This window comes from Mitsuokella apri (genome assembly GCF_051886055.1).
In the GTDB taxonomy this organism is placed as follows: Bacteria; Bacillota; Negativicutes; order Selenomonadales; family Selenomonadaceae; genus Mitsuokella.
On record NZ_JBJEXT010000011.1, the window covers coordinates 1 to 15434 of the forward strand.

The 15434-nt window shown below is 54.4% G+C and carries 11 protein-coding genes; 4 read left to right on the top strand and 7 right to left on the bottom strand.

The genetic code is table 11. The features are described 5' to 3' along the window. Positions 1 to 127: 127 nt before the first annotated feature. Positions 128 to 934 carry a bifunctional hydroxymethylpyrimidine kinase/phosphomethylpyrimidine kinase gene (gene thiD / locus ACI4OH_RS01445; protein ID WP_435722048.1) on the bottom strand — a complete coding sequence of 269 codons (807 nt, stop codon included), beginning with the start codon at positions 932 to 934 and terminating at the stop codon, positions 128 to 130. A gap of 268 nt (positions 935 to 1202) precedes the next feature. Between thiD and ACI4OH_RS01450 the strand changes: the two genes are divergently transcribed. Next, complete coding sequence (locus ACI4OH_RS01450) at positions 1203 to 2546, top strand: MFS transporter (protein ID WP_435722049.1); 1344 nt, start codon at positions 1203 to 1205, stop codon at positions 2544 to 2546. A 171-nt stretch (positions 2547 to 2717) separates the two neighbouring features. Continuing rightward, the gene (locus ACI4OH_RS01455) at positions 2718 to 3347 is read left to right on the top strand and encodes a flavodoxin family protein (protein ID WP_439784006.1); all 630 of its coding nucleotides are present in this window, start codon (positions 2718 to 2720) and stop codon (positions 3345 to 3347) included. Positions 3348 to 3435: 88 nt separating this feature from the next. On the opposite strand, the gene ACI4OH_RS01460 is transcribed toward ACI4OH_RS01455, so the two are convergent. Both ACI4OH_RS01460 and ACI4OH_RS01465 read right to left on the bottom strand, forming a co-directional pair. Then, entirely contained in the window at positions 3436 to 3843 is a 408-nt protein-coding gene (locus ACI4OH_RS01460) for a hypothetical protein (RefSeq protein ID WP_432647567.1), read from the bottom strand. Positions 3844 to 3908: 65 nt separating this feature from the next. Further along, positions 3909 to 6092 (bottom strand): ATP-dependent helicase, encoded by a 2184-nt coding sequence (locus ACI4OH_RS01465; RefSeq protein WP_439784007.1) that lies wholly within the window; start codon positions 6090 to 6092, stop codon positions 3909 to 3911. Positions 6093 to 6272: 180 nt separating this feature from the next. Between ACI4OH_RS01465 and ACI4OH_RS01470 the strand changes: the two genes are divergently transcribed. Next, positions 6273 to 7820 carry a purple acid phosphatase family protein gene (locus ACI4OH_RS01470; RefSeq protein ID WP_432647571.1) on the top strand — a complete coding sequence of 516 codons (1548 nt, stop codon included), beginning with the start codon at positions 6273 to 6275 and terminating at the stop codon, positions 7818 to 7820. Between the two features lie 106 nt (positions 7821 to 7926). After that, positions 7927 to 9102: a YibE/F family protein gene (locus ACI4OH_RS01475; protein ID WP_439784008.1), complete on the top strand. Its 1176-nt coding sequence runs from the start codon at positions 7927 to 7929 to the stop codon at positions 9100 to 9102. Between the two features lie 91 nt (positions 9103 to 9193). Here ACI4OH_RS01475 and ACI4OH_RS01480 read toward each other — a convergent pair whose 3' ends face one another. From ACI4OH_RS01480 to ACI4OH_RS01495, 4 genes are all read right to left on the bottom strand, one after another. Next, on the bottom strand, positions 9194 to 9430 hold the full coding sequence (locus tag ACI4OH_RS01480; protein WP_435722053.1) for a hypothetical protein: 237 nt from the start codon (positions 9428 to 9430) through the stop codon (positions 9194 to 9196). Between the two features lie 163 nt (positions 9431 to 9593). Then, positions 9594 to 11813, bottom strand: a complete 2220-nt coding sequence (recD2, locus tag ACI4OH_RS01485; protein ID WP_439784009.1) for an SF1B family DNA helicase RecD2 — start codon at positions 11811 to 11813, stop codon at positions 9594 to 9596. A gap of 62 nt (positions 11814 to 11875) precedes the next feature. Further along, the gene (locus ACI4OH_RS01490; RefSeq protein WP_435722055.1) at positions 11876 to 13873 is read right to left on the bottom strand and encodes an ABC-F family ATP-binding cassette domain-containing protein; all 1998 of its coding nucleotides are present in this window, start codon (positions 13871 to 13873) and stop codon (positions 11876 to 11878) included. 72 nt (positions 13874 to 13945) lie between these two features. Further along, a complete protein-coding gene (locus ACI4OH_RS01495) occupies positions 13946 to 15256 on the bottom strand; it encodes an LCP family protein (RefSeq protein WP_432648270.1) in 1311 nt (436 codons plus the stop codon). Between the last annotated feature and the right edge of the window lie 178 nt (positions 15257 to 15434).

Genomic DNA, 15434 nt, shown 5'->3' on the forward strand with positions numbered 1-15434 from the left:
AGTTTCTGTGTCCAAAAGTTACCCCCTCCGTGTCCAAAATAAGCTTACCACTTCAGAAGCGAAGCGACCGCCCGAAGGGCTGAGCGCCAAAGCCGAAATAGATGCCCCCGCCCCGCTACGATGTCACTCAATTCTCGAAGAAATCGCCATGAAGATTCCAGCCGTGATCGACGGGGCCATTGCCCTTGCCGAGGTCCATCTTGGCGAGCAGCGCTCCGAACAGGTACGACTTCGCGCGGCCGATCGACTCGTCGAGGTCGAAGCCCTTCGCGAGGTTGGCGGCAATGGCACTCGACAGCGTGCAGCCCGTGCCATGCGTGTTGGGGTTCGCGACGCGCGTGCCGCGATACCACTTCTCCCCTTCGCCGCCTGCGAGGACGAGCAGGTCGCTCGCGTCGTCCGCGAAGTGACCGCCCTTGGCGAGCATATTGACCTTGGCCTCTGCGGCGATCTTCTTCGCCGCCTGCTCGAAGGCAAACTCATCCGCAATCTCTGCCCCCGTCAGGACGCTGAGTTCGGGAATGTTCGGCGTGATGACCTCGGCGAGCGGGAAGAGCTCCTGCACGAGCACCTCGATGGCCTCGTCCACGAGCAGCTTGGCGCCACTCGTCGCGACCATGACGGGGTCCACGACGACATGCTCGGCCTTATAGGCCTTCAATTTATCCGCGATGACATGGATCAGCGCGGGCGAGGCGACCATGCCGACCTTGACGGCATCGGGCCGTATGTCCTCGAAGACCGCATCGAGCTCTGCCGCCAGGAACTCCGGCGTGGCTTCCTGCACCATGCGGACGCCCTGCGTGTTCTGCGCCGTCAGCGCCGTGATGGCGCTCATGCCGTAGACACCGTTGGCCAGCATCGTCTTGAGATCCGCCTGCACGCCGGCGCCGCCGCTCGAATCGCTGCCCGCGATCGTCAGTACTTTCTTCATATGAATCCCTCCTGCATGTCACGAAAAAATTTAACACATCCATCTTACAACGCAAGTCCCTGCTCTGTAAAGGAAATCCGTCGATTCTCTTCGGTTTCACTCGGTTTCGCCCGACTCATCGATGAGTTCATCCGACTTCGCGAAGGCCTCTTGCATTTTGCCCAAAATCGACTACAATAACAGTAATGCAATCATCTGTCATGACAGTTGATAAAAAGATATTATCTTCATTTTTCGTTCAGGGATTTTTGGGAAAGAGGTTGTTTGCATGATTCTCGAACGCTTGGAAGCACTGCCTGTCGGCTCCTTCCAGTACAAGCTGCTCATGGTCACGGGCCTCGGCTGGCTCTTTGACTCGATGGACACGGGCCTGATTGCCTTTGTTCTGCCTGTCTTGACAAAGGACTGGGGGCTCTCGCCCGCGCAGGCCGGCTGGATTGGCTCAATTGGTCTCATCGGCATGGCGCTCGGCGCTGTGCTCGCCGGCACGGTCGCCGACCGCATCGGCCGCAAGAAGGTCTTCACCATCACGGTGCTGCTCTACAGCATCTCGACAGGGCTCTGCGCCCTTGCTTGGAGCTATGAGTCGCTGCTCGTCTTCCGCTTCCTCGTCGGCTTCGGCCTCGGCGGGGAGCTGCCGGTCGCCGCGACGCTCATGAGCGAGTACGCGCCGAGCCATCTGCGCGGCCGCTTCATCGTCCTGCTCGAGAGCTTCTGGGGCGTCGGCTGGCTCGTCGCGGCCTGCATCGCCTACCTGCTGATCCCGCGCTTCGGCTGGCAGATTGCCTTTGTCATCGGCACGATTCCGGCGCTCTACGTCTTCCTCATTCGCCTGCACATGCCGGAGTCCGTGCGCTACCTGATCTCGCACGGCCGCATCGACGAGGCCAAGGACATCATCCTCGAACTCGAGCGCAGACTCCATGTCGAAAGCCGCCCGTTTGCCAGCCACCTCAGCCCTGCGGAACTCGAGCAGCCCAAAGCCGCTGCCACGAGCTTCACGACGCTCTGGACGAAGCCGTTCCGCACGCGCACGGTCATGCTCTGGCTTGCCTGGTTCGGCATTGTCTTCAGCTACTACGGTATCTTCATGTGGCTGCCGTCCATCGTCTTCGCGCAGGGATTCGCCGTTGTCAAGACATTTGAATACGTCCTCATTATGACGCTTGCCCAGTTGCCGGGCTATTACGCCGCAGCCTGGCTCGTCGATGTCATCGGCCGCAAATACACGCTTTCGCTGTTCCTGCTGATGTCCGGCATCTGCAGTTTCTTCTTCGGCAATGCCGCCACGGCTTCTAGCCTCCTCATGTGGGGCGCGGCCATGAGCTTCTTCAACCTCGGTGCCTGGGGTGTCATTTACACCTATACGCCGGAACAGTATCCGACGACCATCCGTGCACTTGGTTCCGGCTGGGCTGCAGGCTTTGGCCGTATCGGCGGCATGATTGCTCCGATGCTCGTCGGCCTCATGCTTGCCAATACATTTGGCATGAGCACGATCTTCCTGATGTTCGCCTCGGTCTTTGTCATCATCTCTGCCGTCGTCCTCACACTCGGCAAAGAGAGCAAGCAGAAGACACTCGAAGAGCTCGAAGAAGCCTACGAAAACTGATTTCCCAAACTTATCACCTATACTCACACCTATCTATGAAAACAAAAGCGGATCTGCCTGTTTACCGGGCAGACCCGCTTTTGTTTTCATGAGTCAGAAGGATTTTGCCGCTGAAACGCGAAGTAGATTAACATATACGAGCAAACAAGTTTTTATCTGAGGTGACTTAGGATGAGCAAAATTCTTTTGGTGAATGGCAGCCCGCACGAAAAAGGCTGCACGTATACGGCACTCCACGAAATGGCTGAGACCTTTGCCAAACTCGGCGTCGAGACCGAACTTCTATGGCTTGGCAAAAAGCCCCTGCAGGACTGTATCGCCTGCAATCAGTGCATGAAAACAGGGCACTGTGCTTTTTCTGACATCGTCAACGAAACGGCTGACAAACTCAGGGATTTTGACGGCCTCGTAGTGGGTTCCCCTGTTTACTACGGCGGACCTACGGGCATCGTCACGAGCTTCCTCGACCGGCTGACTTTCAGCTGCACGAAAGATGCACGCCTGCAGGGCAAACTCGCTGCCTCCATTGTCTCCTGCCGCCGCGGCGGCGCGACAGCCGCTTTCGACCGTCTCAACAAATATTTCCAGATGAGCAATATGGCCGTCGTCGGCTCTCAGTACTGGAATCAGGTACACGGCTTTACCCCGGACGATGTGCGCAAAGACCTCGAAGGCCTGCAGACCATGCGCACCCTCGCCCGCAACATGGCCTGGCTCGCCAAATGCATCGAAGCGGGCAGACAGGCCGGCATTGAATATCCGCCGCATGAGCCCGTCATCATGACGAATTTCATCGACTGAACGCGGTCTTTCCAGCATAGAAGGGAGCCCTGCTTTATGAGCAGGGCTCCCTTTTTTTCTTTATGCCGTTTGTCCTTTTGGGATGAACTCAGTTCAGCACCACATAGCCAATGACAAAACTGATGATGAACAGGATGAAGTAAATGATGATGGCCTTGTTGCTGAGCCAGTCATTCTCGAGGTCCACATCCGGCATCTCGATTTTGTGCAGGTCGACATGGGGCATATTGACATGCGGGACTTCGACATGAGGCATTTCCACGTGCGGCATGTCTACATGCGGCATCTCCATATGAGGCATCTGCGGCTTCGCTGCCTGCGGCAGCTGCGTCGTGCGAATGCGTGCCCGCAGCTCCGGAATGAGCGGCACGACAAATACCAGTGCCGCGAGAATCACGGCACCGCTGACGCTCACGAGCTTCATGGCAATGACACCAACCAATATCCCGATGGCAATGCCAAAACACAGGACTTTTTTCTCTCTATCGTTTATCATATATGAACACATCCTTTGCCTGCTAGTATAGCATGATGACTTTGGAAGGACAAGATGACGGCTTGTCAGATTTTCTGCAGTTTGACGCGGAAGGCAATGCTGCGGTTTGTCGCGAGTTCGTCAAAGTGGATGACATACGCTCCCTTCTCACGGTCGAGGGCCACAACCGTGCCGTCGCCGAAAACGCGGTGTGTCACGCGGTCGCCCTCTCGAAAGGCTGCAGGTTCTGCCTGACGCGAAAGACGCCGCTTCGAAGCCATGACAAAATCCTTCGCATCGCGCACGAGCTTTTCAGGAAGCGGCGCCGTAAAGTCGAGAAGCTGCGGGTCAATGTCGAGAATAAAACGCGAAGGATAACGCATGGAGCCGTCGATATTGAGCCCTTCGGCATCCGAAAGATACAGGCCTTTTTCGGCGCGCGTCATGGCGACAAAAGCCAGACGCCGCTCCTCCTCCATCGCTTCGGGCGTGCGCGTCTTGCGCGACGGGAATACACCTTCATTGAGGGCACAGAGAAAAACATAGGGAAACTCCAGTCCCTTGGCCGTATGAACCGTCATGAGCCGGACTTTGTCGCCCGGCTCCCCGACATCCTGATTCGTAAACAGTGCGGCGTGATTGAGATAGTCGGTAAGCCCCGCTTCTTCGCCGCAGCTGACCTCATATTCGTGCACGGACTGCTTGAGCTCCGCGAGATTGTCAAGCCTTGCCTGACTGCCCTCCGTGCGCAGCATGGCCTCATAGCCGCTCAAATCCAGCACTTTCGCAAGGACCTCCGAAACAGCTTCTCCCTGTGCATCTTCTGCCAAATTCTCGACGAGGGCAATAAATTCTCGCGCCTTTGTGCCTTTCCAGACAGGGTCTTCGATACTGGCTTTCATGGCCTCAAAGAGCGTCAATTGATGTTCTTCGGCAAACGATGCGAGGAATTTGCGCCGCCGCTCGCCGATATTGCGCTTCGGCACATTGACGACTCGCAGGAATGACAGATCGTCGCGGTATGCCAAAAGGCGCAGGTAACAGAGGGCATCCTTGATTTCGCGCCGCGCAAAAAACTGCACACCGCTGTAAATCGTATAAGGGATTTCGGCCTTCAGGAGCTGCTCTTCGATACTGCGCGTGATGTAATGGGCACGGTAAAGCACCGCGATATCGCGGTATGCCGCACCGCCCTGATGCAGTTTCGCGATTTCACCGGCCAGCCACGAAGCCTCTTCCTTAGCGGCCGCGGCATGATGGCAGACGACCTTTCGGCCGTGCGGCAGTACGGGCACGAGGTCTTTTTCGACGCGGCTCGTATTTTTGGCGATGAGGGAATTGACGGCCGCGAGAATTTCCGGCGTCGAACGGTAATTTTCAAGCATAAAGATGGTCTTCGTGCCCGGAAAATGCGCTTCAAAGTCGAGCAGATAACGGCCAGAAGCCCCGCGCCAGCTGTAAATCGTCTGGTCAGGGTCCCCGACGACGAAGAGATTCTTATGCCAGCCGCAGAGAACGTTCATCAGGCGGTACTGCGGCTCGTCAATGTCCTGAAATTCATCGATCATGATGTACTCAAGGCGCTGCTGCCATTTTTTGCGGATGTCCTCATGCTCGGCAAAGATATGCAGGGAAAATTTGATCAGGTCATTGTAGTCGAGCCCAAAACATTTCTTTTCTTCATATAAATACCCGTAAAACAGGATGTCCTGTTTTGTTTGGGCCTTATCGTATTTTTCTTTGAGCTCCGCAAGCGGCAGCGCGATGAGCTCCTGATAATAATCCGGCTGCTGCACGAGTTTGCGCATCTCGAACATATCGCGCGCCTGCCCGTAGGTCATATCGCGCAGCGTGAGGCCCCGTTCCTCATAAATCTTCGCGAGCATATCGTCAATATCGGCGTTATCGAGTACGAGAAAACTCTTGGGATAACCGACAGCATGACTGTCCTCCTGCAGAATCGAGACACAGAATCCATGAAAGGTGTTGATATAGCCCGTATCGTTGTCACCGGTCAGGGCGTGAATACGGCTGCGCATTTCCGTCGCCGCTTTATTCGTGAACGTCACGCAAAGGATATTCCCCGGCAAAATGCCGAGTTCTTCCACTAAATAAGCAAAACGATGCGTAAGGGCCCGCGTCTTGCCCGAGCCGGCTCCTGCCAAAACACGCACAAAACCTTCCGTCGTCGTGACGGCCTCGCGCTGCGCTGCGTTGAGTCCTGAAAGTATGTCAAAATCCAGCTCATCTTCCTGATTTTTCCTGTCCATCGTTATCCCCTGCCTTTTTCTATCGTTATGTCCATTCTATCACATCCTGCCATGCTGCTCATGACAGGAATAACAAAAACTTTACAGAGGGATAACAAAGAAAACGGTTGCCGGTGCTAAAGTGTAGTCAGTCAAACAAAAGGAAAGAGTTGTATTTATCGAGGAGGGTACTTCATGTCCATGAAGCTTTTCAAGAACAAAAAACGTCTTACCGCCTATGTACTCGCTGCACTCTGTGTTGCCTCGACGGGTTTTGCTGCCACGGAGCATTGGAACGATGCCTCGACGACGCCGAACGCCGTTGTTGCTACGCAGGCCGGCGACGAAAACTGGGAACAGTGGAAATCGAGCTGGGAAAACATCAAGGGTGACTATGAGCAGGTCGCCATCGCTCCCGGCAAAGACGCCACGCAGATGAACTTCGCCTGGTACTCGAAGGACAAGGCAAAAGCTGCTGAAGTCCGCATCTCCACGAATGAAGATATGTCCAATGCCCGTTCGTTCCTCGGTACTTCCAAAGAGGGCACGGTCATCGACGGCACGCAGTACTACACGAACAAGGCTTCCGTGAAGGACCTCAACCCGGACACGACGTATTATTATCAGGTCAAAATCGACGGTCAGTGGCAGGATGCCCAGTCTTTCAAGACGGGCAATCCGGATGACTTCAGCTTCATGTACGTCGGCGACCCGCAGATTGGCGCTTCCAAAGGCCAGACTTCTTCCGAGGGCAACAAGCAGGACGGCGAACTCGCCACGCGCAACGATGCCTACAATTGGAACAAGACGTTGAACAGCGCCCTTGCCCAGCATCCGGAAATCAACTTCCTCGTCTCCCCTGGCGACCAGATCAACGAGCCGGCTGAAGACCAGTCGGCAGACAAAATCAAGCTGCAGGAAACGCAGTACGCCGGTTATCTTTCGGCCAAAGCCCTCCGCAGCCTGCCGGAAGCCACGAGCATCGGCAACCACGACAGCATGACGACGGGCTATCAGAACCACTTCAACGTGCCGAATCCGTTCACGGAAGAAGCCAATCCGACCAAGGCAGGCCATGGCTACTACTACACGTACGGCAATGCCCTGTTCATCGTCATCAACGCCAACAACTACAATGCGGCTGACCATGAAGCCCTCATCAAGAAGGCTATCAAAGCTCATCCGAATACGAAATGGCGCATCGTCGTCATGCATCAGGACATCTACGGCACGGGCCTTGACCATTCCGACTCCGATGGCATCCTGATGCGCACGCAGCTTACGCCGATTTACGATGCCAACAAAATCGATGTCGTCCTGCAGGGCCATGACCATACGTACGCACGCACGTACCAGCTCTCGAGCGACGGCAAGCAGCATGCTTCCTTCGATGACTACAAAGTCAAGGGACAGCAGGGCCAACATCACAACATCCTCAACGAAGCCCTCAAAGACAGCACGAAGAAAGATGCCTATGAGAGCCAGAACCTCTGCTACACGATTGCGGACATGCAGCAGGGCACACTCCACAATCCGAAAGGCGTTTTCTACATGTCCTCGAACTCCGCTACGGGTTCCAAATTCTACAATCTGATTCCGCAGCAGCAGGACTACATCGCCGCCCGCAGCCAGAACTGGCGCCCGACGTACTCCGTTGTCCACATCACGAAGAATCAGTTCAGCATTGACACCTACGATGCCGAGACCGGTACGCCGATCGACCAGACTTACAGCATCGTCAAAGACTAAGCTTTCCCCCAGAGTATATCCCTCTGATCCCATAAAAGAGACCTCTGACCTCTGTCTCAGGTCTCTTTTGTAATATGCAATATGAACGATGAAAGGATTCTTTTCTATGAAGCCACAATCCCTTGCCAAAATAAAGGCCTTCTTAAAGCGGCTGGCCGTCGTCGGCATTGTTTTTGCTTTGCTCGCAGGCCTCCTGCAGCTCAACAATGTCACAAAACCATCTCTTGTTAACACGGATGGCCGCACGTTCACAAAAGCCGTCGTCACCGATATCCTGCGCGATAATGTACAGGAAAACGGCAGCCGCATCGGCGACCAGATTGTCGCACTGAAACTCGCAGACGGCACGGAAGTCACGGCGAACTGCCCGAACGGACTTCTCTTCGGCACGGTCTGCGAGCCCGGCATGTCCGTCGTCGTCATCGCGAGCAAAACGGGCAGTCTTTCTTCCTATACGGTCTACAGCTACGACCGCATGACGGCCGTCATTGCCTTCCTTGCGTTCTTCTGCCTGCTCCTGATGCTCGTGGGCGGACGCAAGGGCGTCAAATCCGTCATTGCCCTCGGCGCGACCTTTGCCTGCTTCCTCTTTTTCTTCTTTCCCTTGCTCATGCACGGCTTCTCGCCAATTTTTGCCGCCATCATCACCTCGACGCTAATCCTCTCGCTGACCGTCTTTTTGATCTGCGGCCCGACAAAAAAAGCACTCGCCGCGGGGCTCGCTTCCTTTGGCGGTGTTCTCTCCGCCGGCATTGCGGCCGAAGTCTTTGGCCGCATGGCCCATCTTTCCGGCTACAACGTGCCGAATATTGAAGCCCTGATGTTTGTCAGCCAGAACACGAAAATTGACGTTGGCGGCCTGCTGTTTGCCGGCATCCTCTTCGCCAGCCTCGGTGCCGTGCTCGATATCGCCATGGACGTTTCGGCAGCCGTCACAGAAATTCATGAGGAAAATCCTGAAAAATCCGAGCGTGCCCTCTTCAAGAGCGGCATGCGCGTCGGTCAGGATGTCATGGGCACGATGGCCGCGACCCTGATTCTCGCGGTCTTCGGCGGCAGCCTCGGCACCTGGGTGCTCGATTATGTCTACGACCTGCCCTTCCTGCAGCTTCTCAATTCCAACAGCCTTGACATCGTCATCATGCAGGGTCTGTCGGGCGGCATCGGCGTCATCCTGACCGTCCCGCTTGCCGCTGCTTTTTCTGCCCTGCTGCTCCGGCATGCCCTCGTCTCAAGCAAACAATCCGAAACCGCAAAAAACGCAAAAATCTCAGAAGCCTGAACGACATAATAGAAAATAAAATAAAAAACAAGAACCTCCGCTGCTATCCCCTGCAGCGGAGGTTCTTGCTTTAGGTATTTCCGAAGACCAATCAGCGGACTGCTGCCTGACCGTTATCGCTGACTTCTGCGACACCAGCCTTGCCGTTTTCATAATAGGCAACTTTATAAGCCGTACCGCTCTCCGTCACGTTTTCCACCTCAGCCTGCGGATGCATGGCCTGCACCGTCTCAGCAGCGATGTCTTCCGTGACTTTCGGCGTGCCCTGCAGCATGAGCAGGCCGCCCCATACACATAAACCAATGATTGCAAAAATACGGTTCTTCATGATACCAATCCCTTTCCATTTATGGTAAATCTTCTTTCCAGGGACTAGTATACTCTATTATACGGAAATTGTTTACACTTTTGCCGGAAGTATTATGTATTCTTATAAAATTGTGCTACAATTATGATTAATTGTAGCACTTACGATGCACACTGTGCATTTCTCAGCCCTTTGCTCCATAATAAAGGCGTTCTGCAAGCAACGTATAGCGTTTCCGCGTACGGTCATTGCTGACTGCCGTATTGAGCGCGGCTTTGGAACCAAGCAGAATGACTTCACGCTTCGCTCTCGTCACAGCGGTATAAAGGAGATTGCGCTGCAGCATAATATGATGTGCCGGCATCAGAGGCAGAATCACGACGGGATACTCACTGCCCTGACTTTTGTGAACAGTCAGGGCATAGGCCAGCTGCAGTTCCTTGTACTCCGTCCCCTCGTACTCCACTTCGAGCTCTTCGCTGTAATGAACGGTCATTTTGCCCGGCTCAATGGCCATGATAAAGCCAATGTCGCCGTTAAAGACCTGTTTGCTGTAATTATTCTTCGTCTGAATGACTTTGTCGCCGAGACGGAAGGTCTGCGTGCCATTCGTGAGTTCCGGCCGATGCGGCGATTTGGGGTTCAGTGCGGCCTGCAGGACGCGGTTAAGATTATCCGTACCGCAGGCATTGCGGTGCATCGGTGACAGGACCTGGATATCGGTAAGCGGGGAAAAGCCCTGCTTCGGCAGGACTTCCGCGCACAATCTGACGATTTCAGCAGCCGCAGTTTCCTCATCCGGCATCTCCCAAAACTGGAAATCCCCCTGCGGCGAGCAGATGGGCAGACGGCCGGCATTGATGGCATGGGCGTTCATGACAATGCTGTTGTCGCCCCGCTGACGGAAAATATCCGTCAGGCGCACACTCGGAACGACGCCGGAGCGCAGAATATCCGCGAGGACTGCCCCCGGACCGACCGAAGGCAGCTGGTCGACATCGCCGACCAGAATGACGTGTGCACCATCGGGAACAGCCGCCAGAAAATGCTGCATCAGGACAATGTCCATCATCGACACTTCATCGAGGATGATGATATCGGCTTCAAGCTGTTCGTCCTCATTTTTGCCAAAAGCAGGAGCCCCCGTGCCGCCTGCCCCCTGTGCTTCCAGCAGTCGGTGAACGGTCATGGCCTTTTGACCTGTCGCTTCTGCCAGGCGCTTTGCCGCACGCCCCGTCGGCGCGCCCAAAAGGACCGTAAGGCCCTGAAGCTGCAGTAGGTCGAGCATGCCGCGCACCACAGTGGTCTTACCGGTACCAGGGCCGCCTGTCAGGATAAAAACTCCGTACTGCAGGACATCTTCCAATGCTTCTTTCTGCTTATCTGCCAGATGGATGCCTGAGATCCGCTCCCATTTCTCCACCAGAATGCCAGGATCTTCCTCCATCGGAATGTCATCCGCGTATTTCTGCAGATAGAGCAGTTTGCGCGCGACTTTATTCTCCGCGCGGTAAAGATACTGCGGATAAATCAAGGTCTGTGCTCCTACATATTCCACGGCGAGCTTCTTTTCAGCCAACAGGGCTTTGAGGACTTTGCGCACGGTTTCCTTATCAAGGCCCAGGAGTTTTGCTGCCAGTTCAGCCAGATTTTCTTCCGGCAGACAGCAATGTCCCTTCTGCGCAATATCCTGCAAGGCAAAATCGATGCCCGCGGCGATGCGGTAGCGGTTGTCGGGGGCGATGCCAAGACTTGAAGCAATCGTATCGGCAATTTTGAAGCCAATACCCTCGACTTCACTGGCCAGCTGATAAGGATGATTTTCGAGCGTATCAATGGAGAACGAACCGTATTTCTTAAAGATACGTGCGGCATACGTGCCGGAGATATGATGAGATTCAAGCCAGAGCATGATGTCGCGAAGCTCTGACTGTGAAGCATAAGAAGAAGTTATTTTTTCAATCGTCTTTTTGCCGATGCCAGCAACCTCGTGCAGTCTTGACGGCGATTTCTCGATGATATTCAGCGTATCACGCCCAAATTTTTCCACAATGCGCCTTGCCAGCGCCGGCCCAATGCCATCGACAACGCCGGAAGCGAGAAAACGCTCGATTCCCTCCGCGCTCGACGGTGCCTCGATGCGCATGCCCGTGACCTGAAACTGCAGGCCATAGCGCTTATGTGTGACCCAGCGGCCGCGCAGATGGAGCTGTTGGCCGACAAGGGGAGCCTCTGCGTTGACTGTCGCCGTTATACGGCTGTTCTGGCGATTAGGCTTTAATCGGAATACGCAAAACCGACCGTCGTCGCTGGCAAAAATGATGCTTTCCACGACACCCTCTACGACTTCTTCGACGTTCAGTCCCGGCAGGGACTGCTGGATTTCTTCTTTCTTCTTCGGCATGGGCCCCTCCTTCCGGCAGCTATCGGCCATATCTCATATACAGACATTCTCCACTATATTATTTATGCCTCTGTCAAGCGTTCCCACTTCTCATAGCGCTGCTCGATTTCTTTTTCCTTGGCAGCATAGGCCTCGGCGATTTCCTGACTCTGCTGCGGGTCCGACTGTACAGCAGGATCGTTCATCTGGAATTCCAGCCCTTTAAGCTCGGCTTCTGCCATGGCAATCTCCGCTTCGGCACGCTGAATCATTTCTTCTCGCTTCTGCTCACTCATACTCTGAATGCGGCCAAGCTCTGCGCGTTTCTTTTCTTCCGCACGCCGCTTTTCCGCTTCTGCTTTTTGCTTGGCTGCCTCCGAAGATTCCTTCACAGCATCCTTTTTATGTGCAGATTTTTCCTTTGCTTTGCGCTTTGCTTCTTTCTCTGCCTCGGCTTTTTCCTCCGCTTCCTGCTGCTCGCGTGCCTCTTCTTCAGCAAGCTCTTTCTTCATTAAATAATAGCTGTAATTGCCAAGATACTCCGTGAGCCTGCCGTTCTCGAGTTCGAGCGTGCAGTTTGCCACCTTGTCGAGAAAATAGCGGTCATGCGAGACGGCTAAGAACGTCCCCGGAAAAGCCATCAGGGCTTCCTCGACAGCTTCGCGTGCAGGGATGTCGAGATGGTTTGTCGGCTCATCGAGCACGAGGAAATTCGCACCCGTCAGCATGAGCTTCAAAAAGGCCACACGCGACTGTTCGCCGCCGGAAAGGTCCCCAATGCGGCGCAGGACCTCATCCCCGTGAAAAAGAAAGGCCCCGAGATAGCGCCTTGCCTGCTCCTCATTGATGCCGTACTCGTAGATGAGCTCATCGAGGATGGTATTGTCCATGTGCAGGCCTTCATGCTGCTGCGAGAAATAGCCAATCTTGACGCGGCTGCCGATCTTGACACGCCCCGTCGGCGATTCAAGCTCGCCCACGAGAATGCGCAGCAGCGTCGTCTTGCCCGCACCGTTCGGACCGACGAGGGCCACGCCGTCGCCGCGACGGATCAGCATTGAGATGTGATCAAAAATCTTATGGCTGCCAAACGACATTGAGACATCTTCAAGTTCTGCCACGCGCTGCGCACACTCGGGCGGCTTGTTCAGGGCAAAATAATTAAACGAGGCATCCTCCGGCGGCAGCACGATGCGCTCGAGGCGGTTGAGCTGGCTCTGGCGGCCGCGCGCCTGTTTGCTCTTGATGCCGGCCTTATAGCGGCGGATGTATTCCTCGGTCTTTTTGATATGCTCCTGCTGCTTTTCATAGGCAGACTGCAGCGCCGCACGGCGCTCCGTCTTGACCTTCATATAATAGGTATAATTGCCGTCGTAATTCGTGACGGTCCTGCCGGCGAGCTCCAGAATGCGCGTCGCCACGCGGTCGAGGAAGTAGCGGTCATGCGAAATGATCAGCACGCCGCCGGCATAACTGCGCAAAAAACCTTCGAGCCATTCAATCATGTGAATGTCGAGATGATTCGTCGGCTCGTCGAGGAACAGGAAATCCGGTTCGCGTAAAAGTGCCTTTGTCAGGCAGATGCGCGTCTTCTGTCCGCCGGAAAAGTGTGCGACATTCTTCTCAAAGTCGTCTTCCGTAAAGCCGAGTCCAAACGCCACGCGGCGGATCCTGCTTTCATAATCGTAGCCGCCGAGCATTTCAAAACGCTCCACGACCTTGCTGTAGGCCTTCATCATCTCTTCATCATGGTCGACAGCAATCTTTTTTTCAAGTTCTTTCTTGCGTTCCCCCAGCGCAATGACATCGTCAAACGCGCGCAGGAATTCCTCATAAAGTGTGCCGTCGCCAAAATCAGCCTGCTGCTCGACATAGCCAATCGTCGCGGCTTCATCAAGCTGCACCGTGCCGCCATCGTATTCTTCCTGACCGAGCAGGCAGCGCATGAGCGTCGTCTTGCCAGCGCCATTGGCCCCGACAAAGCCGACTTTATCCCCGCGCGCAACTTCAAAACTGACATCATGGAATAACTCATCGATACCAAAGGCCTTTTTGAGCCCTGTTACCCGTAACATTGCCAAATACATCCACTCCAGTAAAATCTTCGTATTGTTCGTATTGCGAGAAAGACGGAGCAGGTGCTCCGTCTCAAATCATTTCCCTTTTTTGTGATAATCCCGGCCAATATTGACGACGGCCTGATTCGAACTGCCGCCATCGCGAATGACGCAGGCAAACGGCATGCCGTAAAATACATCGGTATTGCGCGTTGACGTCGTAATCGTCGTCGTCGGGTTCGAACTGGTTTTGCCCGTTTCGACGCCCGAGATGATGAAGCCCTTTTTCTGCAGAGCCGCAGCCACTTCCGCACCGGCACCGTCAATGCCGCTGGAATTGATGACCATGACCGAAATCTCCTCCGGTTTCATGGGCTCGTCGTCTTCATCTTTCTTCTCTTTATCCGTCAGTTTCGTGCCGCCATTTGTTTTATGGGCAAGCAGTTTGAGGTCCTTAGGCAAATCTGCGTCATACTTGTCTTCCGCTTCCTGGGCCTCCTGCTTGGCGGCATCGGTCAAGGTCAGGCCGAGCTCGGATGCCAGAAGATCCCGCACGTCTGTGATATCGGGAATCCAATAACTGATATCCTTATGATAAGCCGGCTGTCCCGGCACCATCTGTGCTTCTAAGCCGTTCGCCTGGAACGTCTTCATCATTTTCGCAAAGCTCAAAAGCTCCGTGACCGACATATCGGTCTTGACCGCACTGCTGACTTCCTTGACAATATCCGGCAGACGCGGCAAAATTTCCGGCGACAGCACCTGCTCCACGACCGCCTTCATGAATTTTTGCTGACGGCCGATGCGGCCGATATCCCCCTCGCCATCGCGGTAGCGCACGTACTGGATGGCCTTCTTGCCATCCATATGCTGCTCGCCGGGATAGAGGTCAATGACCAGGCCGCCGTTATCATCCCAGGGATCCTCATAATGCATGCGTTTTTCAACATTAATATCAACACCGCCGATCGCATCAATAATGCGTTCGAAGGATTTTGTATCAATGATGACATAATGATCCATGGGCACGCCGAGCAGCCCTTCCACCGACGATTTCGTCAGTTCATGGCCGCCATATGCGTAGGCATGATTGATTTTATCGTAACCATGCCCGTCAATTGCCACGCGCGTGTCGCGGGGAATTGAAAGCAGGGCTGCCTTTTCTGCCGTCTGGTCGATGGATGCCACCATCAAAGTATCGCTTCTGCCCACATCATCCTTGCGGCTGTCCACACCCATAATCATGACATGAGTAATCTGATGGTCTGTATCACCAATTTCACGAACAGACGCTTTATGATGTGTAGCAGCATAACAGCCGACAACAACAGCTATGATCACGACGAAAATCAAGCCCAGCCATTTGATTCGCCGAAAACTGCGCTTCTGCTTGCGCGTCTTACGCATCCCCACCGCTCCTTGTGCTAAAATAATGAAACGTTACAACTTATTCAGTATATCAAATATAGAAGTTATCTGCAAATACGAAAGTCGTTTCCTTATAATAGGAAAGCATTATATCGTTCTCATACGAAAAAAGCTCCGCCGCAGCGGAGCCTTTTAAATTGATTAACCGGCAACTTCC

Excerpts from the sequence above, each read along its gene's own strand:
- recD2 (WP_439784009.1), bottom strand. The coding sequence starts at position 11,813 with ATGCCGAAGAAGAAAGAAGAAATCCAGCAGTCCCTGCCGGGACTGAAC.
- ACI4OH_RS01470 (WP_432647571.1), top strand. The coding sequence starts at position 6,273 with ATGAAGCTTTTCAAGAACAAAAAACGTCTTACCGCCTATGTACTCGCT.
- ACI4OH_RS01495 (WP_432648270.1), bottom strand. The coding sequence starts at position 15,256 with ATGCGTAAGACGCGCAAGCAGAAGCGCAGTTTTCGGCGAATCAAATGG.
- ACI4OH_RS01465 (WP_439784007.1), bottom strand. The coding sequence starts at position 6,092 with ATGGACAGGAAAAATCAGGAAGATGAGCTGGATTTTGACATACTTTCA.
- ACI4OH_RS01480 (WP_435722053.1), bottom strand. The coding sequence starts at position 9,430 with ATGAAGAACCGTATTTTTGCAATCATTGGTTTATGTGTATGGGGCGGC.
- ACI4OH_RS01450 (WP_435722049.1), top strand. The coding sequence starts at position 1,203 with ATGATTCTCGAACGCTTGGAAGCACTGCCTGTCGGCTCCTTCCAGTAC.
- ACI4OH_RS01475 (WP_439784008.1), top strand. The coding sequence starts at position 7,927 with ATGAAGCCACAATCCCTTGCCAAAATAAAGGCCTTCTTAAAGCGGCTG.
- thiD (WP_435722048.1), bottom strand. The coding sequence starts at position 934 with ATGAAGAAAGTACTGACGATCGCGGGCAGCGATTCGAGCGGCGGCGCC.
- ACI4OH_RS01455 (WP_439784006.1), top strand. The coding sequence starts at position 2,718 with ATGAGCAAAATTCTTTTGGTGAATGGCAGCCCGCACGAAAAAGGCTGC.
- ACI4OH_RS01460 (WP_432647567.1), bottom strand. The coding sequence starts at position 3,843 with ATGATAAACGATAGAGAGAAAAAAGTCCTGTGTTTTGGCATTGCCATC.